The sequence below is a fragment of the Cobetia sp. BL01 genome (genome assembly GCF_056493605.1).
The window spans coordinates 572670-595962 of record NZ_JBVBEE010000002.1; the positions used below are offsets into that span (position 1 = coordinate 572670).

19 protein-coding genes are annotated in these 23293 nt (G+C 64.1%); 12 read left to right on the forward strand and 7 right to left on the reverse strand.

Annotated elements, in window-relative coordinates; all coding sequences use genetic code 11:
- Positions 1–42: 42 nt before the first annotated feature.
- Positions 43–1308: an MFS transporter gene (locus ACZYGA_RS06205; protein WP_479398605.1), complete on the forward strand. Its 1266-nt coding sequence runs from the start codon at positions 43–45 to the stop codon at positions 1306–1308.
- Positions 1309–1465: 157 nt separating this feature from the next.
- Positions 1466–2068 (forward strand): YajG family lipoprotein, encoded by a 603-nt coding sequence (locus ACZYGA_RS06210; protein WP_077371405.1) that lies wholly within the window; start codon positions 1466–1468, stop codon positions 2066–2068.
- A gap of 139 nt (positions 2069–2207) precedes the next feature.
- On the opposite strand, the gene tmpT is transcribed toward ACZYGA_RS06210, so the two are convergent.
- Together tmpT and ACZYGA_RS06220 are read right to left on the reverse strand one after the other, a co-directional pair.
- The gene (tmpT, locus tag ACZYGA_RS06215) at positions 2208–2891 is read right to left on the reverse strand and encodes a thiopurine S-methyltransferase (protein WP_240499588.1); all 684 of its coding nucleotides are present in this window, start codon (positions 2889–2891) and stop codon (positions 2208–2210) included.
- A gap of 70 nt (positions 2892–2961) precedes the next feature.
- Positions 2962–3648, reverse strand: a complete 687-nt coding sequence (locus tag ACZYGA_RS06220) for a TIGR04211 family SH3 domain-containing protein (protein ID WP_307722825.1) — start codon at positions 3646–3648, stop codon at positions 2962–2964.
- A gap of 810 nt (positions 3649–4458) precedes the next feature.
- Between ACZYGA_RS06220 and miaB the strand changes: the two genes are divergently transcribed.
- From miaB to ACZYGA_RS06250, 6 genes are all read left to right on the forward strand, one after another.
- Positions 4459–5808 (forward strand): tRNA (N6-isopentenyl adenosine(37)-C2)-methylthiotransferase MiaB, encoded by a 1350-nt coding sequence (miaB, locus tag ACZYGA_RS06225; RefSeq protein ID WP_077373068.1) that lies wholly within the window; start codon positions 4459–4461, stop codon positions 5806–5808.
- 201 nt (positions 5809–6009) lie between these two features.
- On the forward strand, positions 6010–7143 hold the full coding sequence (locus ACZYGA_RS06230) for a PhoH family protein (RefSeq protein ID WP_373996114.1): 1134 nt from the start codon (positions 6010–6012) through the stop codon (positions 7141–7143).
- 122 nt (positions 7144–7265) lie between these two features.
- The gene (gene ybeY, locus ACZYGA_RS06235; RefSeq protein ID WP_479398631.1) at positions 7266–7880 is read left to right on the forward strand and encodes an rRNA maturation RNase YbeY; all 615 of its coding nucleotides are present in this window, start codon (positions 7266–7268) and stop codon (positions 7878–7880) included.
- 128 nt (positions 7881–8008) lie between these two features.
- Complete coding sequence (locus ACZYGA_RS06240) at positions 8009–8917, forward strand: HlyC/CorC family transporter (protein ID WP_077371396.1); 909 nt, start codon at positions 8009–8011, stop codon at positions 8915–8917.
- A gap of 87 nt (positions 8918–9004) precedes the next feature.
- Complete coding sequence (gene lnt, locus ACZYGA_RS06245; RefSeq protein WP_077371393.1) at positions 9005–10534, forward strand: apolipoprotein N-acyltransferase; 1530 nt, start codon at positions 9005–9007, stop codon at positions 10532–10534.
- A 65-nt stretch (positions 10535–10599) separates the two neighbouring features.
- Positions 10600–11352 carry a YdcF family protein gene (locus ACZYGA_RS06250; protein ID WP_077371390.1) on the forward strand — a complete coding sequence of 251 codons (753 nt, stop codon included), beginning with the start codon at positions 10600–10602 and terminating at the stop codon, positions 11350–11352.
- Between the two features lie 95 nt (positions 11353–11447).
- Here the strand turns inward: ACZYGA_RS06250 and ACZYGA_RS06255 are convergent, their stop codons facing one another.
- Positions 11448–12662 (reverse strand): tetratricopeptide repeat protein, encoded by a 1215-nt coding sequence (locus ACZYGA_RS06255; protein WP_479398606.1) that lies wholly within the window; start codon positions 12660–12662, stop codon positions 11448–11450.
- Positions 12662–13216 (reverse strand): zinc ribbon-containing protein, encoded by a 555-nt coding sequence (locus ACZYGA_RS06260; RefSeq protein ID WP_176493267.1) that lies wholly within the window; start codon positions 13214–13216, stop codon positions 12662–12664. Before ACZYGA_RS06260 ends, ACZYGA_RS06255 begins: the two co-directional genes overlap by 1 nt.
- Before the next feature lie 416 nt (positions 13217–13632).
- Here ACZYGA_RS06260 and leuS point away from each other — a divergent pair, with 416 nt between their 5' ends.
- From leuS to ACZYGA_RS06280, 4 genes are all read left to right on the forward strand, one after another.
- Positions 13633–16233, forward strand: a complete 2601-nt coding sequence (gene leuS, locus ACZYGA_RS06265; protein WP_279874301.1) for a leucine--tRNA ligase — start codon at positions 13633–13635, stop codon at positions 16231–16233.
- Between the two features lie 182 nt (positions 16234–16415).
- Complete coding sequence (locus ACZYGA_RS06270) at positions 16416–16985, forward strand: LPS-assembly lipoprotein LptE (protein WP_084209267.1); 570 nt, start codon at positions 16416–16418, stop codon at positions 16983–16985.
- Positions 16986–17130: 145 nt separating this feature from the next.
- Positions 17131–18189, forward strand: coding sequence for a DNA polymerase III subunit delta (gene holA, locus ACZYGA_RS06275; RefSeq protein ID WP_077371377.1), 1059 nt, complete (start codon positions 17131–17133; stop codon positions 18187–18189).
- Between the two features lie 42 nt (positions 18190–18231).
- Positions 18232–18582 carry a DUF6482 family protein gene (locus ACZYGA_RS06280; RefSeq protein ID WP_103751361.1) on the forward strand — a complete coding sequence of 117 codons (351 nt, stop codon included), beginning with the start codon at positions 18232–18234 and terminating at the stop codon, positions 18580–18582.
- An 89-nt stretch (positions 18583–18671) separates the two neighbouring features.
- Here the strand turns inward: ACZYGA_RS06280 and ACZYGA_RS06285 are convergent, their stop codons facing one another.
- The 3 genes from ACZYGA_RS06285 to fadB form a co-directional block, all read right to left on the reverse strand.
- Positions 18672–19604, reverse strand: a complete 933-nt coding sequence (locus ACZYGA_RS06285) for an amidohydrolase family protein (RefSeq protein WP_404624938.1) — start codon at positions 19602–19604, stop codon at positions 18672–18674.
- 193 nt (positions 19605–19797) lie between these two features.
- Positions 19798–20976 carry an acetyl-CoA C-acyltransferase FadA gene (gene fadA, locus ACZYGA_RS06290; protein ID WP_479398608.1) on the reverse strand — a complete coding sequence of 393 codons (1179 nt, stop codon included), beginning with the start codon at positions 20974–20976 and terminating at the stop codon, positions 19798–19800.
- A 94-nt stretch (positions 20977–21070) separates the two neighbouring features.
- Complete coding sequence (gene fadB, locus ACZYGA_RS06295; protein WP_479398609.1) at positions 21071–23221, reverse strand: fatty acid oxidation complex subunit alpha FadB; 2151 nt, start codon at positions 23219–23221, stop codon at positions 21071–21073.
- Positions 23222–23293 lie beyond the last annotated feature (72 nt).

Here is a 23293-nt window from a genome sequence, read left to right on the forward strand (position 1 = left end):
GTCGCCCGTTTTCATGTCGCTCGCGCTCAACCAGGTGCTCTCTTGTCCTCCTCAAACTCTCTTTCCTCGGCCGATGCCCGTTGGCGGCAACTGGCCAGCCGTTACCCCGTCGCCCTCATCGCGCTGGCTCAGCTGTTCGGCACCAGCCTGTGGTTCACGCCCAATGCCGTGCTGACGCCAATGCTGGCGAGCTGGAACTTTGCCGGCGAGAGCGCTGGCGCTCTGGGGCAACTGACCTCCTCGGTACAGGGCGGCTTCATCGTCGGCACCCTGACCCTGGGGCTGGCGGGGCTGGCAGACCGCTTCGCGGCACGCCACCTGTTCATGGCTTCGTGCCTGCTGGGGGCGCTGACCAACCTGGCGCTCATCCTCGCGCCGGGGCTGTTGAGTGCCTCGGCGCTGCGCGTGCTGACCGGCCTGGCGCTGGCCGGCATCTATCCCATCGGACTCAAGCTGATGGTACAGACGGCCCCGGACCGCGCCGGAGCTGCACTGGCCTGGCTGGTCGGCATGCTGGTGCTGGGCACCTCGCTGCCACATGGCCTGGCTGCCCTGCAACTCAGTGGCAGCTTCTCGCTCCCCTGGGGGGCGGCGATAGGCATGGCCTCGCTGCTGGCCGTGGCCGGGGCCGGACTGGTGGCCTTGCTGCCCGCTGTCGCCCCGCCCGCACCAGCGCCTGCCTCGACGCAGACGTCCTTGCTTGCCCGCGCGACACGAGGGTTGGCCGCCTGGCGTCATCCCGGTTTCGTGCGCGGCGCGCTGGGCTACTTCGGCCACATGTGGGAGCTCTATACGCTGTGGGCATTGGTGCCGCTATTGCTGACGACCATGGCCAGACTCAACGGCCTCTCACTCTCGGCCACGCAACTGGCGCTGCACAGCTTCATGGTGATCGCGGTGGGCGGGCCCGGTTGCGTGGTCGGAGGCTGGCTGTCGCGCACCCGCGGGAGTCTGTGGGTCGCGCGCCTGGGATTGGCGGGCTCGGTGATCCTCACCCTGCTGTTCGTCGGTGCCATGCAACTCGAGGCCGGCTATGGCCTGCTGCTGGGTCTGCTGGCGCTCTGGAGCCTGATGGCCGTGATCGATTCCCCGCAATTCTCCGCGCTGGCGGCCGGCGGCACGCCCGTCGAGCTGCAGGCCAGTGCGCTGGCCTTGATGAATGCCATCGGTTTCAGCCTGTCACTGGTCTCGATCGCCCTGCTGACCCCGCTGATCGCCGCACAGGGCAGCCTGTTGCTGCTGAGCATTCTGCCCGGCCCCTTGCTGGGGCTGCTGGCATTGACGCGCCGCGTGCCGCCCGGCCAGTGAGCGTCGCCGAACGGGAACAGCCATGAGCCAGAATTTCCACTACTCACCCGGCGCGATCTGACCCTATACTCGCGCCCATCAATCCGGGAGCCTGCCATTCAGCCGGCTCTCGTGATCCTTCCACTGTTGACCGGCCACCGGCCCGGGAGCCCGAACGATGATGCGACACCTGCGTATTACCTGCATGAGCGTGGCCTTGATGGCCACGACCGCGCTACTCAGCGCCTGCGGCACCAGCCCGCAACGCCTGTACGTCAACCCGCAGGTTGGCGAGATGGGGGTGGTCGGCCATGGCCAGCAGGTGGTGGTGGAAGTGCGCGACGAGCGACCCTCTGAGCGCATCGGCACCCGTGATGGTGCCACCAACGCCTCCAGCTATCTGGTGGTCCCGACCGGCGATCTGACGCCCAAGCTGGAGGCACAGGCCATCAGCGCCCTGCGCCGCATGGGCTTCGTGCCGGTGACCGCCGAGCAGGCCAATGCCGGTGCCACCGAACTGACCCTCTCGCTGACCGAGCTGGCCTATGGCGTGAAGCGCGGCGGTCTGCTCACCGACACCGCGGCACTCAACGGAGTGATCCAGGCGGTCGCGGTCTCCGGCAAGCAGCGCTACACCGGCAGCTATACCGCCACGCGTGATCAGGGCTACGCCCTCAAGCCCAGCCAGGAGAAGAATACCGAACTGGTCTCTCTGGTGATCGGGGATGCCCTGACACGCGCCTTCCAGGACACCACCCTGATCCGCCAGCTGGACCAGTAAGTCCACTCGGGAGACGCGTCCAGCAGCCCCGCACCACCTGCTCGTCCAACGAAAACGCCACCGCCGCCCAATGGGCGGCGGTGGCGTTTCACGAGATGAGGCAGACCCGCCAGGTATCGCGGCGAGGTGGATCAGTCAATCACTCTCTGGGCCCCTTGCGCACCAGCGCCCAGACCGTCTCGCGCAGCCCACGATCATCCGGCGCACGGCGCTCCAGCACCTCCAGCGTGAAATTGGCGCCCAACAGCCGCCGGATCTCCGCCTCCGAGACATGAAACGGCGGCCCTTGTTCACGCTCCGTGTCACGCTCGAGACTGATCAACAGGCCGCGAGCGCCGGGCGGCAACAGCTGAGCCAGATGGAAGGCATAACGCTGACGAGTCGCCTCGGGCAGTGCAATCAGCGCCGCACGGTCATAGAAGGCATCGAGATGATCGACATGATCGATGTGGAAGTGGAAGAAGTCTCCGCACCACAGCTCGACCGGCCCCTGACGGAAGCATTCGAAATGATCCAGTCGATAGCGCGAGACATCCCCGACTCCCTCGGCCACGAAGGCCTCACAGGCCTGACGCGCAAGCTCGATCCCCAGCACCGGATGCCCCTGAGCCGCCAGCCAGCGCATGTCCAGACTCTTGCCACACAGCGGCACCAGCACCTTGGCCTGGGGCGCGACGTCGAGACGCGGCCACCAGCGCTCCAGCGCCGGATGGGGCGCCGGCAGATGAAACCCGATCCGGCCTTCGGCCCAACGCGCAAGCCAGGGGTCACTGGCCGGGGCATTGCCTGACATCAACGCTGACACGGGGTCATCTGCTGACATGGGAGAGCCCTCCTGGAATCTGGAGATGCCCGAGTGCGGCGACACTCGGGCGAGTGGAGACCTTCACGAATTACAGGAAACCGTGACGCTTCTTCTTGCGGCGCGGCAGGTGCGGCACGATCAGGCCGACCAGCAGTCCGGCACCGGCCACACCACCGCCATACATGAAGTAACGCATCAGCAGGTCCTGCTTCTGGGTGTCCAGCAGCGCCTGCATCTTGCGCATCTTGCTGCGGGCCTGCTCAAGCTCCGCGGACTGGCTGTTGCTGGAGGCTTCCAGCTCCTCGATGCGCGCCTGACGCGTCTCGAGGCCAGCCTTCATGTCCGAGACCCGAGTTTCCCACTCGTCATTGATGCCATCGAGCCTGGCCGTAAGCTCCTTGACCTTGCTGCTGAGAGCCGGCACACGCGCATTGACGCTGCGCGTGTCCTGAAGGTCGGCGGAAGGCAGCCAGACCACGTCACCGCTGGCGGTGCGGATCTTGCTGTAGTCATTCTGGACGTCGAGCAGCTCGACCGGCTGCCCGGCCTCCACCGTGCCCACGATACGGTAACCATCGGTGGGGCCGCTGCGCACGAAGGTGGTGAGATTGTCAGAGACCCAACGCTCGCTCGCGGCATTGGCCAGCGGTGCAGACAGTCCCAGCATCAGGCTGCCGGTGACGCCAAGCCCAAGCAAGGCACGGCGCAATGAGCGCAGGCTCACGCTGCCGAGTGAACGAAGGGAAAAGGTGCTGAGAGTGAGTGATCGCATCATGTCGCGTTCTTCATGGGTGTCTGAGGGCGGTGGTCGCCGCTGACGAGCAGGCATCGGAATCGAGGCTTCCGAACGCATCTGCCGAACACCGTCGACCGCTTGTCGGCATGCCGTGACATGCCTTGATCTGCCCATGCGCTGTCTGACAGGTTGCGTGACGCAAGGCTTCCTGCCTGACATCACTATACCGCTGGGACGTAGTAGATATTTCGCTGTCATCAGACATCCACACTTTCTGTGGATAAGTCTTGGGACAACGTGACGATGGAAGGTCCGCGCACGGCGAAATGCCTGCCTCGCCAACAAATCGTTTATTTTTTGACCAGCACCAGTGCCGCCACTGTCGGCATGAAAACCTCAATAAATCAAGCTATTGACAGCTGCCTGTTTGCCCTGCAACACGGGCTTGAGACGGATATCACACGCGGACGTCGCCAATCTGCCCGTGAGGATACCACAGCCACCCTCAGCCTGAAGCCATGCGTGCAAGCCTCTCGCCACTCCCGTCCCGCCCCCGACATTTCCATGAGAAACCCCAGAGCTTGCAGGGGCCGCCACGGTCTGAGGGCTGGCCGCATGCCCGTCAGACTCCTATACTATGCCGTCCTGATTTCGGCTCAGGCACGCATTGAGCATCACGTCTCAAGGCTGCCACGCCCTCGATTCCCGCCAGGCTCAGGCCTCGGGGCTCATTCATCACAAGTCGCGCCCCTTCTCCTGACCGCTTCTCAAGCCCTCCGCCACCCAAGGTGTCGAGAGCCGGGAGTGAACGAAGGTTCGGCGCGCAGCTCAGAGCGTTCACACAAGGCAATGGCGAAGAAACTCTTCATCAAGACCCACGGCTGCCAGATGAACGAGTATGACTCCGCGCGCATGGCGGATCTGCTCGGCGAATCGCACCAGATGGAAGTCACCAGCGACGAATCCGAGGCAGACGTCATCCTGCTCAACACCTGCTCCATCCGCGAGAAGGCGCAGGAGAAGGTGTTCCATCAGCTGGGACGCTGGAAGAAGCTCAAGGAGAAGAATCCGGACCTGGTGATCGGTGTCGGCGGCTGCGTGGCCAGTCAGGAAGGCGACAACCTGCGCAAGCGCGCGCCACATGTGGACATGGTCTTCGGCCCGCAGACCCTGCACCGCGTGCCGAAGATGCTCAATACGCGTCGCGAGAGCCTCAAGCAGATCTCCGTGGTCGACGTGACCTTCCCGGAGATCGAGAAGTTCGACAACCTGCCCGCGCCCAAGAGCGACGGCGCCAGCGCCTTCGTCTCGGTGATGGAAGGCTGCTCCAAGTACTGCACCTTCTGCGTGGTGCCCTACACCCGTGGTGAGGAAGTCTCACGTCCCTTCGAGAAGGTGATGGATGAAGTCATCCATCTGGCCGACCAGGGTGTGCGCGAGATCAATCTGCTGGGCCAGAACGTCAATGCCTACGCCGGCCTCAACCTGCTGGGCGAGGAGATCGACCTGGCCGAACTGATCAGCTGCGTGGCGCAGGTCGAGGGGATCGACCGCATCCGCTTCACCACCTCGCATCCGCTGGAGTTCAAGGACTCGCTGATCGAGGCCTTCGGCGAGATCCCCGAGCTGGTCAGCCACCTGCACCTGCCGGTGCAGTCAGGCTCCAACCGCATTCTGGCGGCGATGAAGCGTGGCCACGAGCGTGATCTCTACATCGACAAGCTCGAGCGCATCCGTGCACTGCGTCCGGACATCAGCTTCTCTTCCGACTTCATCGTCGGCTTCCCGGGCGAGACGGATCAGGACTTCATGGACACCATGGACCTGATCGGCCAGATCGGCTTCGATCACTCCTTCAGCTTCATCTACTCGGCGCGCCCCGGCACCCCGGCGGCCAGCCTCGAGGATGATACGCCCGAGGAGGTGAAGAAGGAGCGCCTGATGATCCTGCAGGAGCGCATCAATCAGCAGGCGATGCAGATCGGGCGCAAGATGGTCGGCACCACCCAGCGCATTCTGGTCTCCGGGTTCTCGCCGCGTGATCCGGGCCTGCTGTCCGGGCGCACCGAGAACAATCGCGTGGTCAACTTCCGCGCCGCCAACCCGACCGAGCTGATCGGCTACCTGGTGGATGTCGAGATCACCGAGGCCTATCCCAATTCGCTGCGTGGCGAGCTCGCCTCTCCATATCGCTATTGATCACTCGTCGCCCCAGGGATTGACGAGGCGCCATCAGCCCCCACTATCAAGCGGATAGCCACGTTGGCCGTACAGGACAATTGCCCTGTACGGCCATCGCGCATTAAGCTCTTCTCAACGACGTGGCAGCCGGGTTTCACTCAGGTGAATTCCTTGCCCACCGCGACTCACGCATTCACCTGCATCAGGACATTCGACGCCTTGAGCCACCAGCCCCAGCAAGCCAATCGCATTCTCAACATGACGCTCGAGCCGGCAGACCCACAGCGTCTGGCCAGCCTGACCGGTCAGCGCGACGAGCACCTCAAGCTGATCGAATCCCGACTCGGTGTCACCCTGCGCAACCGCGGCAACGACTTCCAGATCGCCGGCCCCTCGGCTGCCGTCAAGGCCGCAGCCAACGTGCTGGAGCACCTCTATCGCGAGACCGGTGCCGGGGAAGTCGATGCCGAGACCGTCCATCTCTTCCTGCAGGAATCCGGTGTCGAGGCACTGGTGGAAGCCGCGGAAGACCAGGACGTCAGCTACGGCGACGTGGTGATTCGTACTCCCAAGGTGCTGGTCCGCCCGCGCGGCTTCAACCAGCAGGGTTACGTCACCGAGATGCGCAACCACGACATCAACTTCGGCATCGGCCCGGCCGGTACCGGCAAGACCTATCTGGCCGTCGCCGCTGCGGTGGAAGCGCTCAACAATCAGGAAGTGCGCCGCATCCTGCTGGTGCGTCCTGCGGTCGAGGCCGGCGAGAAGCTCGGCTTCCTGCCCGGCGATCTGGCCCAGAAGATCGACCCCTACCTGCGCCCGCTCTATGACGCCCTCTACGAGATGCTCGGCTTCGAGCACGTCAACAAGATGATCGAGCGCCAGATCATCGAGATCGCCCCGCTGGCCTACATGCGTGGCCGGACGCTCAACAATGCCTACATCATTCTCGATGAGTCCCAGAACACCACGCGCGAACAGATGAAGATGTTCCTGACGCGCATCGGTTTCGGCTCCACCGCCGTCATCACAGGGGATGTCTCGCAGGTCGACCTGCCGCGTGGTACCCAGTCGGGCCTTGCGCACGTGCTGGAAGTGCTCAAGGACACCCCGGGGATCAGCATCACCCGCTTCCTCGCCAAGGACGTGGTGCGTCACCCGCTGGTGCAACGCATCGTCGAGGCCTACGACAGCTTCGAGGCCGAGGAAGAGAAGCAGGAAGGCGAGCGTCGCGAGAAGCGCCAGGCCGAGCGCGAGGCGCGCATGGCGGCACTCAATGCCCAGGGCAGCACGCCGCCCTTCGAGAACAGCTCGTCCAGTGACAGGCCCTCCGGCAATGGGGGTGCTCAGTGAGCCAGGCACCTGCCGTGGTCGTGGACCTGCAACTCGCTGTCACCGAGAGCGAGATCGATGGCCAGCCGTTGCCGGCGAGCCATCAGCTCGAGGCCTGGGTGGCCGCGGCGCTGGCAGGGGCCATGGCCGATGACGCCCTGCAGAGTGAAGGCGAGGCGGATGACACCCCCTACGAGCTGACCGTGCGCCTGGTGGAAGAGGAAGAAAGCCGCGGGCTCAACCGCGACTATCGCGGCAAGGATTCCTCCACCAATGTGCTGTCCTTCCCGCATGAGCCACTGGATCTCGACGACTTCGCCCTGCCGGCCGAACTGGCGGAGCGTTTCGCCGAGGAAGCTCCGGGATTCGATGACGGTGAAGACGCCGGCCTCGACGGCCAGCCTCAGGGCGACGCCGCTGACGACGATGTCATGCTGGAGTCAGGTGGCGTGGGCGATGCTGAGGCGCCGCAGACCCCGGAACTGATGACGGCTGAGGATGAGGCCGCGGATGAAGCGGACGACGCCTCGCGCTTTCTCGGCGACCTCGTCATCAGCGTGCACGTCGTGGCGCGGGAAGCGGCCGCCCAGGGCAAGTCCCTCGAGGACCATTTTGCCCATATGCTCGTGCATGGCACCTTGCACTTGCTAGGTTATGACCATATCGAGGACGATGACGCCGAGCATATGGAAGCCCTCGAGCGTGACGTGCTGGCAGGGCTGGGCATTGCCGACCCCTACCGGGAAGAGAATCAATGATGCCGATGCCCTTTCGCATCGGCAGCACCCGCCGTCGGGTGATGCCTGGTTCGTCCAGGCGTCACCCGGCAGCCCCGATACCCCCACGACGATGGGGTATCGCCACCGAGGAAAAGAGAAACTAACGCATGAGCGAAGACCGATCGGGAAGCCATTCGAAATCCTGGCTCGATAAGCTGTTCGGCGCCTTCTCAAGCGACACCGACGAACCCAGCTCCCGCAGTGAGCTGCTTCAGTTCCTGACCGAGGTAGGCCCACGCCTCAATCTCGATCAGGACGCGATTGCCATCATCGAGGGCGCGCTGGAAATCAGTGACCAGCAAGTCCGCGAGGTGATGATCCCCCGCTCCCAGATGCAGGCCATCCAGGTCGATCAGCGTCCTGAGGAGTACCTGCCGCTGATCCTCGAATCGGCGCATTCCCGCTATCCCGTCATCGACGAGAACCTCGACGAGGTGCTCGGCATCCTGCTGGCCAAGGACCTGCTGCCGTTGATCCTGCAGAACGACAGCGAGCGCAAGCGCTTCGATCTGCGTGAAGCCATCCGTCCGGCCATGTTCATCCCGGAGTCCAAGCGCCTCAACAGCCTGCTCAAGGAATTCCGCGAGACCCGCAATCACATGGCGGTGGTCATCGATGAATACGGCGGCACCGCGGGCCTGATCACCATCGAGGACATTCTCGAGCAGATCGTCGGCGACATCGAGGATGAGCACGACACCGATGAGGATGAGGATATCCGTGAGCTGGGCGACGGCCAGTTCGCCGTCAGCGCCCTGACCACCATCGAGGACTTCAACGAGCACTTCGCCACCGACTTCCCGGATGAAGAGTTCGATACCATCGGCGGTCTGATGATCCAGCGCTTCGGCCACATGCCACGTCGCCAGGAGTCGACCGACTTCGCCGGCTGGCGCTTCACCGTGCTCAATGCCGACAACCGTCGCATTCGCCAGGTGCAGGTCTGCCGCCTGGAAGATGCCACCGGTGATGCCCCGCCCTCCGCTGAGCATCGCGCGCACATCAGCGGTGAGTGACGCATGGCGCTGATGCCAGGCTGAATCGATAGAGGACAATGCCAGACATGCCCGACGGTGTGTCTGGCATTTTACAAGGAGAGCGGCATGTCCGAATCACCTCACCCGGCGGCCTTCAGGGGCACGTCGTCGTTGAGCAATGCGCTGGGCCACCTGCTGGCTCTGATCGCCGGTGTCTTGATCACCCTGAGTTTCGCCCCCTTCGAGCAATGGTGGCTGGGCCCGGTGGGTGCGGGGCTGCTCTACGGCGCCCTGCGCATGCCGAGCGGTGGCTTCCTGCGCGCCTGGTGGTATGGCGTCGGTCTGTTCGGCAGTGGCGCCAGCTGGGTCTATGTCTCGATCCATGACTACGGCTATACCGGTATGCCGCTGGCCGTGCTGCTGACGATGCTGTTCGTCGCCACCATGGCGCTGTTCCCGATGCTGTGGATGGGGCTGTGGCAACGCTTCTGCTCACGCCAGCTGGACGTGCTGTCGTTCGCTGCCGTCTTCGTCATCAGTGAGCTGTTTCGCACCTGGGCCTTCACCGGCTTCCCGTGGCTGCTGCTGGGCAACAGTGCGGTGGGGTCGCCGCTGGCCAATTGGGTGCCGATACTCGGGGTCTACGGCGTCTCGCTGATCATCGCGCTGTCCGGTGCGTTGCTGTGGAACCTGGCGCTCAGGCGGCGCTGGCTGACCCTCGTGCCATTGGTGGTGCTGTGGGGGGCGGGTCTGCTGCTGCCGACCAGCTGGACGCATCCCGGCGGAGAGCCGGCACGCGTCGCGCTGCTGCAGGGCAACCTGCCGCAGCTGATCAAGTGGAGCGCCGAGGGCCAGCGGCGCGCGGCCAATACCTATGCCGCGATGACCCGGGCCGTGCAGGACGATGCCGACCTGATCGTGTGGCCGGAAACCGCACTGCCGATGCTGCGCGATCAGGCCGAGCCCTTCCTGGAACGCATCCAGGCGACGCTGCCTCCCAAGACCGGGCTGATCACCGGCATCGTCGAGCGCGACGCCGACAACCGCTTCTACAACAGCGTGATCCCCATCGATGACCCTTCGGCCCAGTACCGCAAGGAACATCTGGTGCCCTTCGGAGAATATGTGCCGCTGGAGAGCTGGTTGCGTGGCATCATCGGCTTCTTAGACCTGCCGATGTCGAGCATGCAATCAGGCGACAGTCAGCAGGAACCGCTGTTCGTGAGCGGGCTGCGTATCGGGGTCGCCATCTGCTACGAGATCGTCTATCCGGAGCTGGTTCGCCAGCGGGCGCTGAGCTCGACCGTGCTGCTGACCGTGTCCAATGACACCTGGTTCGGTCACTCCATCGGGCCACTCCAGCACCTGCAGATGGCACAGATTCGCGCACTGGAAAACGGACGTTTCCTGCTGCGCGCGACCAGCAACGGGGTGACGGCGATCATCTCGCCACAGGGGGAGATCATTGCCCGCGCCCCGCAGTTCGAGGAAGCGACCGTCACCGGCGACATCCGCCTGCAGCTGGGCATGACGCCCTGGATGCGCTTCGGACTGCTGCCGATATGGATTCTGGTGGGCCTGCTGCTGGCACCGAGCCTGATGCTGGGCATCGGTGAACGTCTGGCGGCACGCCGTGGCATGAAGGCGTCCAGCTGATACGCTGCTCCCCCTATCCGCTGCCGGGAGATGCCCGGCAGCGCCTCTGAACAAGCGAGATCATCATGGGCTTCACCGAGTTTCTCGGCATCATCAAGGACCTGATACTGCCACCCGGCGGCCCGCTGCTGCTGCTGATCCTGACCATGCTGATCCTCAAGCGCTGGCCGACTCTGGCGCGGGCGTTGATGGCACTGGCCATTCTTGGCATGTGGCTCCTGGCGTCACCGGTCGTCTCCACACGCCTGATGGCCGGGCTTGAGCGCATTCAGCCCAGTGCACCGGCAGAATGGATTCAGGCTCAGGCGGTGGTCGTGCTGTCCGGTGGCCGTTACTACAATGCGCCGGAGCTGCAGGGACGAGACCGGATCAACGGCGAGACGCTCAGCCGGCTGGACGAAGGCGTGCGGGTCGCGCGCAATGCCGAGCTGCCGATCCTGCTGACCGGCGGCAAGGTCTCGTCATCGGACGATGGCACCCTGGCGGAACTGATGCAGCGCTCGCTGATCGATGAATTCGATTACCCGGCGCGCTGGCTTGAGAACCGCAGCGAGAATACCCAGCAGAATGCGCGCTACACTCGCGAGATGCTCAAGGAAGACGACATCAACAAGATCGTGCTGGTCACCAGTGCCTGGCACATGCCGCGCGCGATGCGCAACTTCCAGAATCAGGGCTTCCGCACCATCATTCCGGCCCCGGTGGGATACACCACCGTCTCCGGGCTGGGAATCGATGCCTGGATTCCCAACAGCTCCGCGCTGACCCAGTCACGCTGGGCACTGCACGAGTGGATCGGCTGGCTGGTGGGTCGCTAGACGCATCGAGGCCACCGACCAGAGACACGACGGGCTGCCCATGGGCAGCCCGTCGTGTCTCTGGTCATCAATGCCACCCTGCCACGCTCACGCTCTCAGGTGACCTCCTGCATCCAGCTGGCCTGCCTGAGCCAGGGCCCCAGCTGGCGACGCTGGAAAGCCGGGTCCCGCGTCCATTCATCGCATCCGACATGGGCATTGCCCGCGGGAAGCTCACCCAGCACATCATCGGGAAACGCCAGGCTGGCGCGCGAGTTCACCTTCAGCGAATAACAGCGGTCATGGCTCATGAGGCTGGTACGCAGATAGCGCCAGACGCGCTCCTTGAGAAACCATTGATCGATGTTCGGGGTTTCCACCTGCCGGGGACTCCAGTCCGCCAGCATCCCCTCCATCGAGGGCAGCACCCCGGCGACACCTCCCCAGAGTCCCGCCAGCACGAGATCGGTATGCGTCCACCAATCGCGCATCACATGGAAGAAGCGCCCGGAAGTCAGCCACATCTGCACGGCTCGTACCTCGCGAAGACTGATGACACTGTCGCAGTCCCGCACCAGGAAATAGCCAACGCCGGGATCATCCGCGACCGCAAATCGCCAGCACAGCCGCTGTCTGAGTGAGTCGGTATTCGGGCGTTCCACCAGCTCGGCGTCCAGCTGCCGGGCGATGTCCAGAAAATCCTCTGGCACACTGTCGTCGTGATACAGCCGCACCTGCCAGCCCGGGTAGAGCACCGGTGCCAGCAACAGGTTATGCAACATGCCATTCAGATAACGCGGCCCCTGGCCCCAGAGACCATAGGACAGCACTCGCCACTTGCCGGCTGCCACCGCCGATGGGGCTCTGGAGGGCAATGCCCAGTCCTTGGCAAGCGGCTGGTCTCCGTACGCGACATCCTTGAGCTCCAATGCGCGACTGCCGAAGCCACGTGCCTGAGCATGGCGCCCCAGGCGTGCACAGCAGGAGGCCAATGCATCGAACAGTACCGGATTGCGGCTTCCTCCATCGACCAGCCTCTGCCCAGCGGCGATGGCCCCTGACGCATCACCCGCCCGCGACAGGCATACCACCCGATTGAGGGAGATTTCTTCATCCTCGGGGCATTCATCACAACCCTGGCCGAGTATCTGACCGGCAGCGCGATAATCCCCCAGCAGGAACAGGTAGTAGGACACCTGCTTGAAGAGGCCCGCGGCACGCGGGCGAGCCTGTTGATTGAAATGCGCGATCATGCACTGGACGGCTCGGGCGCGATGCCCTGCCGTCCACTCCTGATGCGCTGGCAGGAACCAGTCGTGCGGTGTCACCATCAGTCCCGGGGGTCCGCATCGGTTGATGGCGCGGGTTGCGGCGCCCCGCGTGCGAAGAAACGGTGCCCACAGGCATGGCAGGGCTCCAGTACGCTGGGGCGCGTCAAGGTCGTGATGGCCTCGCAATGCACGCAGTGCAGCAGCCCCGGCGCGATGACTTCTCCACTGGTGTAGTCGGCGCGAGCGGCCTCGAGGTCTTCCTCGAAGTGCGCGCGGTCCACCACGGTGCGATCCGCGATGGACATCAGCGCGGAACTGACGCTGCGCGACAGCACGTCGAGATCGATCCCCAGCCAGCTGGCGACCCCTTCGCCACCGGCCGCCAGGTGGCGACGGAATTCCTGCATGTCCCGCTCGACCCAGGCACGCAGCAGCGCCAGCTCGTCACGGGTGAACTCCTCGACCTCGGCCTCGAACTTCACCGCTTCATCCAGCTCGGCCTTGAGCCCTTCCCAGGACAACTCGCCGCTGCTGTCTTCCAGACGCGTCAGGATTCGCCCATAGGCATCGCCGAGACGTCCTTCCCCTTCGCCCTGCGGCTGGCGGGAGGGCATCGGGGTATCTTCAAAGCCGCTGTCATGCGAGGACGTGGTGGCACTGGCGGGATCGTGCGGATCCCGGGGTTCACGTGGTTGGCTCATGGACTCTCCTTGTATCATCAGCGTCTCCCGGTCTGCGGGAGGCATGGGGCGCTCTCTCAAGCATGGTGGTGTTGGCGTTGCTTCACAAGCCACACCCACTCGTGGCCGCCTGCAGGACGTGACGCAGGTCAGGATATCGCGTCACCCTGTCAAGACCGGTCTCACGGCGGGCCATGGCAGTCGCCTCCCCTACCTGAGGCCTGGCGTCTGGGGTAGACTTGACCCCATCGCTGACAGTGGCGGCCTTGCCAAGCGGACCGCCCATCTCTTCACGCCCTGCCTGCCCGCTTGGACAGGTACAGGCCAACGCCAAGGTAGCAACGGACCCGATGGACTCACAGGATACGTCTCAACAGTACGCTCCCGACCAGATCGAACAGGCTGCCCAGCAGTACTGGGAGAAAAATCAGTGCTTCAAGGCGGTGGAAGATGCCAACCGCGAGAAGTTCTACTGCCTGTCGATGTTCCCCTACCCCAGCGGCAAGCTGCACATGGGGCACGTGCGTAACTACACCATCGGTGACGTGATCTCGCGCTTCCAGCGCATGCAGGGCAAGAACGTGATGCAGCCGATGGGCTGGGATGCCTTCGGCCTGCCGGCGGAAAATGCCGCGATGAAGAACAACGTCGCGCCTGGCAAGTGGACCCACGAGAACATCGCCTACATGCGCGATCAGCTCAAGGCGCTGGGCTTCGCCTACGACTGGAGCCGTGAGTTCGCGACCTGTGATCTCGAATACTACCGCTGGGAACAATGGTTCTTCGCCAAGCTGGTCGAGAAGGGAGTCGTCTACAAGAAGAGCTCCATCGTCAACTGGGACCCGGCGGACCAGACCGTGCTCGCCAATGAGCAGGTCATCGACGGCCGTGGCTGGCGCTCCGGCGCGCTGATCGAGCGCAAGGAAATCCCGCAGTGGTTCCTGCGCATCACCGACTATGCCGAAGAGCTGCTGGCCGACCTCGACAAGGTCGAGTGGCCGGAACAGGTCAAGACCATGCAGCGCAACTGGATCGGCAAGTCGCGGGGTGTCGAGCTCAGCTTCGGCCTCGATGCCAAGGCAAGCCAGGTGCAGGAATCCCTGACCGTCTTCACCACGCGTCCGGATACCCTGATGGGCGTGACCTACGTCGGTGTCGCCGCCGCTCACCCGCTGGCCAAGGCCGCGGCGGAGCACAATGCCGAGCTTGCCGAGTTCAACGCCGAATGCGCGCGTGGCGGCACCAGCGAAGCCGACATGGCGACCATGGAAAAACGCGGCATGGATACGGGCTTCAAGGCCATCCATCCGCTGACGGGCCGTGAAGTGCCGGTCTACGTCGCCAACTTCGTGCTGATGGAATACGGCACCGGTGCCGTGATGGCCGTGCCGGCCCACGACGAGCGCGACCACGAATTCGCCACCAAGTACGGCCTGCCCATCGAAGCCGTGATCGCCGATGCCGACGGCAACGCGCCTGACGTCAGCGAGGCTGCCTTCACCGAGCACGGCGTGCTGATCAACTCCGGCGACTTCAATGGGCTCGACTTCGAGAGCGCCTTCGATGCCATCGCCGCACGTCTGGTCGAGCAGGGCCGTGGTGAGGTCAAGACCAACTTCCGCCTGCGCGACTGGGGCGTCTCGCGTCAGCGCTACTGGGGCGCGCCGATTCCGGTCAAGAATGGTCCGAATGGCGAATCCATCCCGCTGACCGACGACGAGCTGCCGGTCGAGCTGCCACTGGAAGTCGAATTCGACGCCTCCGGCGGTTCGCCGATCAAGAAGATGCCGTCCTTCAGTGACCTGGGCGATGGCTGGCAGCGCGAGACCGACACCTTCGACACCTTCATGGAGTCCTCCTGGTACTACGCGCGCTTCTGCTGCGCGGACAATGCCGAGGCCATGCTGGACGAGCGCGCCAACTACTGGCTGCCGGTCGACTACTACATCGGCGGCATCGAGCACGCCATCCTGCACCTGCTCTACTCGCGCTTCTTCCACAAGCTGATGCGGGACTTCGGCCTGGTCGACAGCGATGAGCCGTTCAAGCAGCTGCTGACCCAGGGCATGGTGGTCGCGGATACCTACTACCGCATCAACGAGAAAGGCGGCCGCGACTGGTTCAACCCGCTGGACGTGGACGTCGAGACCGACGACAAGGGCCGTGCCATCAAGGCCGTGCTGAAGTCCGATGGCCTGCCGGTGGAGATCGGTGGCACCGAGAAGATGTCCAAGTCCAAGAACAACGGCGTGGACCCGCAGTCGATGATCGACCGCTTCGGCGCCGACACCGTACGTCTGTTCATGATGTTTGCCGCACCGCCCGAGCAGTCGCTGGAGTGGTCCGATTCCGGTGTCGAGGGCGCGCATCGCTTCGTCAAGCGCGTCTGGCGCCTGGTTCACGAGCACGTCGCTGCCGGCACCCCGGCCGCGTTGGACGTGGCAGGCCTGAACGATGACCAGAAGGCGCTGCGTCGCAAGACGCACGAGACCATCGCCAAGTGCAGCGATGACATCGGCCGCCGTACCACCTTCAACACCGCCATCGCGGCCGTGATGGAGCTGGTCAACGCCATCAGCCGCTTCGAGGACGCCTCCGAGCAGGGCCTGGCCGTCAGCCGTGAAGCCGTCGAGGCCTGCGTGCTGTTGCTGTCACCGATCATCCCGCATGCCAGCCACTCGCTGTGGGCGACACTGGGCCACGAGGAAGCCGTGATCGACGCCAGCTGGCCGGTCGCGGACAGGGATGCGATGAAGAAGGACAGCATCGAGCTGGTCGTGCAGGTCAACGGCAAGCTGCGGGCGCGTCTGTCCTTCGCCGCTGATGCCGACCGTGATGCCATCGAGGCTGCTGCCCTGGCAGATGCCAACGTCACCAAGCACACCGATGGCAAGACGGTGCGCAAGGTCATCGTGGTACCGGGCAAGCTGGTCAACATCGTCGCCAACTGAGGCGATACCGGGGCACGCCCCGCACCCGGCGCCTTGGCGCGTCGGGCTCCTGCCAGCCATCCGCATCCTCTTGCGGATGGCTGGCAGCCAAATTTCGTGCGCGGCATGACTTGCGGGAATCTCCGGAGCATGCAGCGCTCTCGCAGGACATTCATGACACTCGTTCATGACAGGAGGTCACGGTGACGCAGGCGAATTCCAACAGTGCATCAGTGGACGCATCACGCAGCCCCGGCGAGACCGCAGCGTCAGCTGCCCCGCGCCGGTCGGCTCCTCGCCGCCTGATGGCGGCCATTGGCGTCGGCGTCGCGCTGACGTTGAGCGGCTGTGGCTTCCAGCTGCGCGATTACGACGCCACGCCGATGGCCATCACCGAACTCGATGTCCAGGCACCGAATACCGATACCCACGACGCGCTGCGCGAAGCGCTCAAGCAGGCCGACATCCGCCTGAGCGATGATGCACCACTGCGCCTGAATCTGGGCAAGCTGAATGAAGACGTCCATCAGATCACCTTTGGTGATGCAGGCAGCATCAAGCGCGAGCTGACCTATCGTGTCGTCTACTCGCTGCAACGCAAGTCGGACGGTGCCTACCTGGCCAACCAGCAGGAGCTGGAAGCCAGCAGCGACTACTACACCAACGACGACAACCTGCTCAACACCGATGACGTGCGTGAACGTGCCGGTGAGCAGAATGATCGTGAGCTGAGTCGTCAGCTGATGGACCGCCTGCGCGCCATCACCCCCTGAACTCTCTGACCTGGCGAGACGCTCACCAGTAGACCGCACCACCATCACGGCTCCGCGCTATCGGGCAACCGACCACCGCGGAGCCGTGTGCGTCTGCCGCCATCCAGCGTCACCGCCCTCTCCCGTGCAGGATCGAAGGACATTCATGAAGGTCTATCCCGACAAGCTGGAAGAGCAACTCAACAAGCGCCTGTCTCCGGTCTATATCGTGGCGGGCGACGAGCCTCTGATCCATCAGGAAAGCTGCGACGCCATCCGGCGCGCGGCGCGTGCGGCCGGCGTCGAGGAGCGGGAAGTCCTTCACGTCGAGAACGGTTTCCAGTGGGGCCGTCTGACCGAATCTGCCGCCAGCATGTCACTGTTCGCCTCGCGCAAGCTGATCGAGCTGCGCCTGGGCACCCAGAGCGCCGGCCAGGAAGGCAGCAAGGTGCTCAAGGCCTATGCCGAGCGCATCGAGAAGGATGGCGACATCCTGCTGATCACCGCCGCACGCCTCGACCGCAAGGTGCAGCAGACGGCGTGGTTCAAGGCGCTCGAGAAGGTGGGAGTGTTCATCGCGGTCTGGCCGGTGGATCATTCCCGCCTCGGTTTCTGGATTCGTGATCGCGCCCGCCTGCATGGCCTGGAACTGAATCAGGACGCCGCCCGGCTGCTGGCCGAGCGCATCGAAGGCAATCTGCTGGCCGCGGACCAGGAGCTGCAGAAGCTGGCGCTGCTGCACCCGCCGGGCGCACGCCTGGATGGCAATGCCATCGCCCAGGGGGTCGAGGACAATGCCCGCTATGATGTCTTCACGCTGGCGGATGCCTGCCTGAAGGGCGAGATCGAGCGCAGCGGGCGTATCGTGCTGGGTCTGCGGGGAGAAGGGGTCGAGCCGCCGGTGATCCTGTGGGCCTTGACGCGCGAGCTGCGCACCCTGCTCTCGCTGCGTCAGCACCTCGATCAAGGCCAGAGTTTCGAGCATGCCTGCAAGGCGCAGAAACCGATGATCTTCGACAAGCGGCGTCCCTTCTATCAGCAGGCGCTCAATCGTCTGCCCCACAAGCGTCTGCACAAGCTGCTGCTGTTCTCGCAGCGACTCGACATGGCAATCAAGGGCGGAATGACGCTGCCTATCTGGGACGGGATGGTGGATCTCGCCCTGACGCTCGCCGGTGGACGCGGCCCGCTGGCCGAACTGCCTCACGCCTACAAGGTGGGGTGATCCTGGCACGGTCCGACGTGCCTCTGACACGAGGGAGATCCCATGCAGATGACACCCCCGTTGCTTGGCGAAGGCGTCAGTGTCGAGACCCTGCGTCGATGGCTCGCCGAAGGCAACACGCTGACCGTGGAGATCCAGACGCTGGATCAGGGGCTGTATCTGGTGCGCCTGCATCATGCCGACGGCATCAGTCGTCTGGTCGATGAAGATGGCCAGTCCCTGCGCTTCACCGGCACGCAGTGGGTCAGTCGCCTGTTGCTGCCACTGGGGCTGACGCATGGCGTGCAGACCTGGGCGGAAGTGCAGGATGAGATGATCGGCCTCCCCACGACTCCGGTCGACAATGCCAGCCTGCTGGCCCATGGCACGCGTGTGGCGTTCAAGACGCTGTAGCCATATCAGGAAGCCCCCGTCAGTTCACTGACGGGGGCTTCTGTCATTGCGGCACGCCCCTGAGACTCAGGTGGGCGCTCGATCCGCGCTCAGTGCGCCTCCTCGACCTTCGACTTCACGAAGGCGGGATATCCATAGAGCTTGCGTGGATTGTCGCGGAAGATCTTCTCGCGCATCTCGCGCTCCGGCAGCCAGCGCTGCATCAATTCCGCCAGCGTGTCCTCCTCCGGCATCTCGACCCCGATATGCGGATGCGGCCAGTCACTGCCCCACACCACGCGTTCGGGATTGGCGGCGACCAGTGCCCGCGCCAGTGCCGTGACATCGGAATACGGCAGGCGTCCCCGGGTGGTGAGTCGATATGGCGCCGACAGCTTGGCCCAGGTACGTCCCTGCTTGAGCATCCGACACAGCGCGGTGAAACCGGGACATTCCGGCCCCCGTGAAGCCGCGAGGTGGCCCATGTGGTCGATCACCACCGGCACCGGCAGACTGCCGAGCCGTGCCTCCATGTCACGGAAGGTCGAGACATCGATCAGGCATTCCAGATGCCAGTCGAAGCGGGCCAGACGGTCCGCCAGCAGCACGACATCACGCCAGCGCAGCCCGCCGGAGAAGATCAGATTGAGGCGCACCCCGCAGACGCCTAGCCTGGAGAGCCGCTCAAGCTCTGCATCACTGATCTCGGGCGAGACCACGGCGATGCCGCGATAATCCAGCCCTCGCTCACGACAGTTCTCGAGGCTGTCGCACAGCAGGCGATTGTCATAGCCATAGACACTTGGCTGGATCAGGACGCCATGACGGGCGCCAAGCGCGTGGTGCATTTCCAGCGCGTCCTTGAGCCCGAATTCGGCAGGGTTGTAGGTCCTGTCTTCCGCCAGCGGATAACGCACCGGATCGCCGAACACATGAAGATGGCAATCAATGCTGCCCGGAGGCAGCCGGAACGTCAGGGGATGCGGCAGGGGGCGTGGCGGTGCCGCACACGGCAGATCCTGCTCGACATGGTTCCAATCCATCGATGCGACTCCCTCGCGTAACCTCGATCATCAAGCTCTGGGCGACTTCGCGTTTCAGTGCCCTGTGTCACGATACTGCGCCCCCTCTCTCGTTTCCAGACAAAAGCACGCATACGAAAAAGCGGCATGTCCGAAGACATGCCGCTTGAAGATACTCTGCCGGTGCGTGATCACCATCTCAGGCGAAGCGCAGTCAGTCGAGACGCTCGAAGACCGTCGCGACCCCCTGCCCCATGCCGATGCACATGGTCGCCAGACCCAGGCGCGTGTTCTGCTGCTTCATGACGTTGAGCAAGGTGGTGCAGATACGCGAGCCGGAACAGCCCAGCGGGTGCCCCAGCGCGATGGCGCCGCCGTTGAGGTTGACCGCCGTGTCGGCGCGTTCCAGCAGGCCGAGGTCCTTGAGCACGGGAATCGACTGCGCCGCGAAGGCCTCATTGAGCTCGACGGTCTGGATATCGTCGATGGTCAGCCCCGCTGCCTTGAGTGCCTGCTTGGAGGCCGGCACTGGTCCGTAGCCCATGATGGAGGCATCGCACCCGGCCACACCGGTGGACAGTACGCGGGCGATGGGCTTGAGACCCAGCGCTTCGGCGCGCTCGGCGCTCATCACCGCCATGCCCGAGGCACCCACGGAAAGTGCGGAGGAGGTGCCCGCCGTCACGGTGCCGCCCTTGGGATCGAACACCGGCTTGAGGTTGCCCATGGATTCCATGCTGGCATCGCCACGGATGACCTCATCACGGGTCACCATCACGCGACGCCCCTCGGCATCATGGCCCTCGACGCCGATGATCTCGTCATCGAAACGGCCTTCATCGGCGGCCGCTTGGGCACGCTGGTGAGAGCGCACGCCGAACTCATCCTGCTGCTCACGACTCACGCCGTGCATCTTGCCGAGCAGTTCTGCGGTCAGGCCCATCATCATCGCGGCCTTGGCCGCGTGCTTGCTGGCCGCCGGGTTGACGTCGACCCCATGCGCCATCGGCACGTGCTCCATGTGCTCGACACCCCCGATGATGTAGAAGTCGCCCATGCCGGCCTTGATGTTGGCGGTGGCGATATGCAGCGCGCTCATCGAGGAGCCACACAGACGGTTGACCGTCTGCGCCGGCACGCTGCGCGGGATGCCGGTCATGATGGCGGCATTGCGCGCGATGTTCATGGCCTGTTCCAAGGTCTGGTTGACGCAGCCCCAGATGACGTCATCGACCTCTGCCGGCACCAGGCTGGGGTTGCGGTCGAACAGCGCCTGCATCACCGCGGCGGACAGGTTCTCGGCGCGCACGTGGCGGAAGGCCCCATTCTTGGCCTTGGCCATGGCAGTGCGCACGCCATCGACGATTACCACATCTCTCGGATTCAGATTCATTGTCTGGCTCCCTCATGGCCCTCGCTGTCGCGAGAGCCGAAAATTCTGGTCGGATAGTGCTGGCCCCACTTGGGTGTGCTCAGCAATCAAAGGCTCAGGCGTAGAAGGCGTCGCCGCGCTTGGCACGCTCACGCAGTGCCTCGGTCGGGCGATACAGCGGCCCCAGCTCATCGGCCAGGCTGTCGGCCAGCGCAACGAACTCGGCCACGCCCATGGCATCGACGAAGCGCAGTGCGCCACCACGGAACGGCGGGAAACCGATGCCGTAGATCAAGGCCATGTCCGCCTCGGCCGGCGTACCGACAATGTCATCTTCCAGACACCGGATGGTTTCCATGCACAGCGGCACCATCATGCGCGCGATGATGTCATCATCGGAGAATTCGCGCGTCTCGCTGACCACTTCACTGACCAGTGCCTGCGCCGCTTCATCAGGCAGCTTCTTCGGCTTGCCCTTGCGGTCTTCCTCATAGCGATAAAAGCCCAAGTCATTCTTCTGACCCAGTCGCTTGTTGTCGTACATCACCTGAATGGCGGTCTTGCCCTCACGCGCCATGCGATCCGGGAAGCCTTCGGCCATCACCGCATTGGCGTGGACCGCAGTGTCCATGCCGACCACATCCAGCAGGTAGGCCGGGCCCATCGGCCAGCCGAACTTCTCCATCACCTTGTCGACGCGCTGATAGTCGGCGCCCTTCTCGACCAGCAGGCTGAAGCCACCGAAGTAGGGGAACAGCACGCGGTTGACCAGGAACCCCGGGCAGTCGTTGACGACGATCGGCGTCTTGCCCATCTGACGGGCATAGGCGACGGTCGCGGCGATCGCCGCGTCGCTGGATTTCTCGCCACGGATGACTTCCACCAGCGGCATGCGATGCACCGGGTTGAAGAAGTGCATGCCGCAGAAGTTCTCGGGACGCTTGAGCGATTCGGCCAGACGCGTGATGGAAATGGTCGAGGTGTTGGACGTCAGGATGGTGGTATCCGCCACGTTGTCCTCGAGCTCGGCCAGCACCGACGCCTTGACCTTGGGGTTCTCGACCACCGCCTCGACGACCAGATCCACGTTGCCGAAATCGCCATAGGACAGCGTCGGGCGAATGTTGGACAGCCCCTGCGCCATCTTCTCGGTGGTCAGCTTGCCCCGCTCGACGCCCTTGCCGAACAGCTTGCGCGCTTCCTTCAGGCCAAGCTCGATGGCCTCGCCATTAATGTCCTTCATCAGGATCGGCGTGCCCTTGCTGGCGCTCTGATAGGCGATGCCACCGCCCATGATGCCGGCGCCCAGCACGGCAGCCTGCTGGATCTTGCTCGCCTGCTTCTCGTATCCCTTGGCTTTCTTCTTGACCACCTGATCGTTCATGAACAGGCCGACCAGATTGAAGGCCACGTCGGTCAGCGCCATCCGGGCGAAGGTCTTGGCCTCGATGGCCTGGGCGCGCTCACGCGATTCGCCCGCGCCCTTCTGGATGACCTTGATGGCCTCCACCGGCGCCGGATAGTGCGGGCCGGCCTTGCCTGCCACGAAGCCCTTGGCGGTCTCGAAGGCCATCATCTGCTCGATGGCATTGAGCTTGAGCGGAGAGGTCTTCTCGAGACGCCGTGCCATGTAGTCCAGCTCACCCGCATTGGCGCGCGCCAGAATGTCGAGTGCCGCCGCGTCCAGCTCGGCCACCGGCAGCACGGCATCGACGGCGCCGACTGCCAGGGCCTTGTCGGCGCGATTCTCGGTGCCCCCACAGATCCATTCGATGGCATTGTCCGCCCCGATCAGGCGCGGCAGACGTACGCAGCCCGCCCAGCCCGGAATGATGCCGAGCTTGGTCTCCGGCAGGCCGATCTTCGCGCTGTCCGCCATGACGCGGAAGTCGGTGGTCAGGGTGATCTCGCAGCCGCCGCCCAGCGCCAGCCCATTGATGGCGGTGACGGTGGGGAACGGCAGGTCCTCGATGGCATTGAAGATGCCATGGACGGTCATGTTCATGTCGATGAGGAAGGCTTCATCCTTCTCGAACATCTGATGGAACTCGGTGATATCGGCACCGACCACGAACGCTTCCTTGGCGGAGCGGATGACCAGCCCCTTCAGGTCGGCCGTCGCCTTGATGGCCTCCACCGCCTCCCCCAGCTCCTTGAGTACGTAGCTGGCCAGCTTGTTGACCGATTCGCCTTCAAGGTCGAGCGTCAACAGGGCGATGGCGTCCTGATTGGCCTCGACGGATAGCGTTTTGCCTGAATAGATCATCCACGGATCTCCACAAGAGAAAGGGGTGAAGGGGCTGTCAGGCGCAGGATGGACTCTGCCATGGGTGCGCTG

Bases quoted from the DNA above. Each gene is read 5' to 3' on its own strand.
- leuS (WP_279874301.1), top strand. From the start codon at position 13,633: ATGGACTCACAGGATACGTCTCAACAGTACGCTCCCGACCAGATCGAA.
- tmpT (WP_240499588.1), bottom strand. From the start codon at position 2,891: ATGTCAGCAGATGACCCCGTGTCAGCGTTGATGTCAGGCAATGCCCCG.
- fadA (WP_479398608.1), bottom strand. From the start codon at position 20,976: ATGAATCTGAATCCGAGAGATGTGGTAATCGTCGATGGCGTGCGCACT.
- ACZYGA_RS06220 (WP_307722825.1), bottom strand. From the start codon at position 3,648: ATGATGCGATCACTCACTCTCAGCACCTTTTCCCTTCGTTCACTCGGC.
- ACZYGA_RS06260 (WP_176493267.1), bottom strand. From the start codon at position 13,216: ATGCCCTCCCGCCAGCCGCAGGGCGAAGGGGAAGGACGTCTCGGCGAT.
- ACZYGA_RS06255 (WP_479398606.1), bottom strand. From the start codon at position 12,662: ATGGTGACACCGCACGACTGGTTCCTGCCAGCGCATCAGGAGTGGACG.
- fadB (WP_479398609.1), bottom strand. From the start codon at position 23,221: ATGATCTATTCAGGCAAAACGCTATCCGTCGAGGCCAATCAGGACGCC.
- ACZYGA_RS06250 (WP_077371390.1), top strand. From the start codon at position 10,600: ATGGGCTTCACCGAGTTTCTCGGCATCATCAAGGACCTGATACTGCCA.
- holA (WP_077371377.1), top strand. From the start codon at position 17,131: ATGAAGGTCTATCCCGACAAGCTGGAAGAGCAACTCAACAAGCGCCTG.
- ACZYGA_RS06210 (WP_077371405.1), top strand. From the start codon at position 1,466: ATGATGCGACACCTGCGTATTACCTGCATGAGCGTGGCCTTGATGGCC.
- lnt (WP_077371393.1), top strand. From the start codon at position 9,005: ATGTCCGAATCACCTCACCCGGCGGCCTTCAGGGGCACGTCGTCGTTG.
- ACZYGA_RS06240 (WP_077371396.1), top strand. From the start codon at position 8,009: ATGAGCGAAGACCGATCGGGAAGCCATTCGAAATCCTGGCTCGATAAG.
- ybeY (WP_479398631.1), top strand. From the start codon at position 7,266: ATGGCCGATGACGCCCTGCAGAGTGAAGGCGAGGCGGATGACACCCCC.
- ACZYGA_RS06280 (WP_103751361.1), top strand. From the start codon at position 18,232: ATGCAGATGACACCCCCGTTGCTTGGCGAAGGCGTCAGTGTCGAGACC.
- miaB (WP_077373068.1), top strand. From the start codon at position 4,459: ATGGCGAAGAAACTCTTCATCAAGACCCACGGCTGCCAGATGAACGAG.
- ACZYGA_RS06285 (WP_404624938.1), bottom strand. From the start codon at position 19,604: ATGGATTGGAACCATGTCGAGCAGGATCTGCCGTGTGCGGCACCGCCA.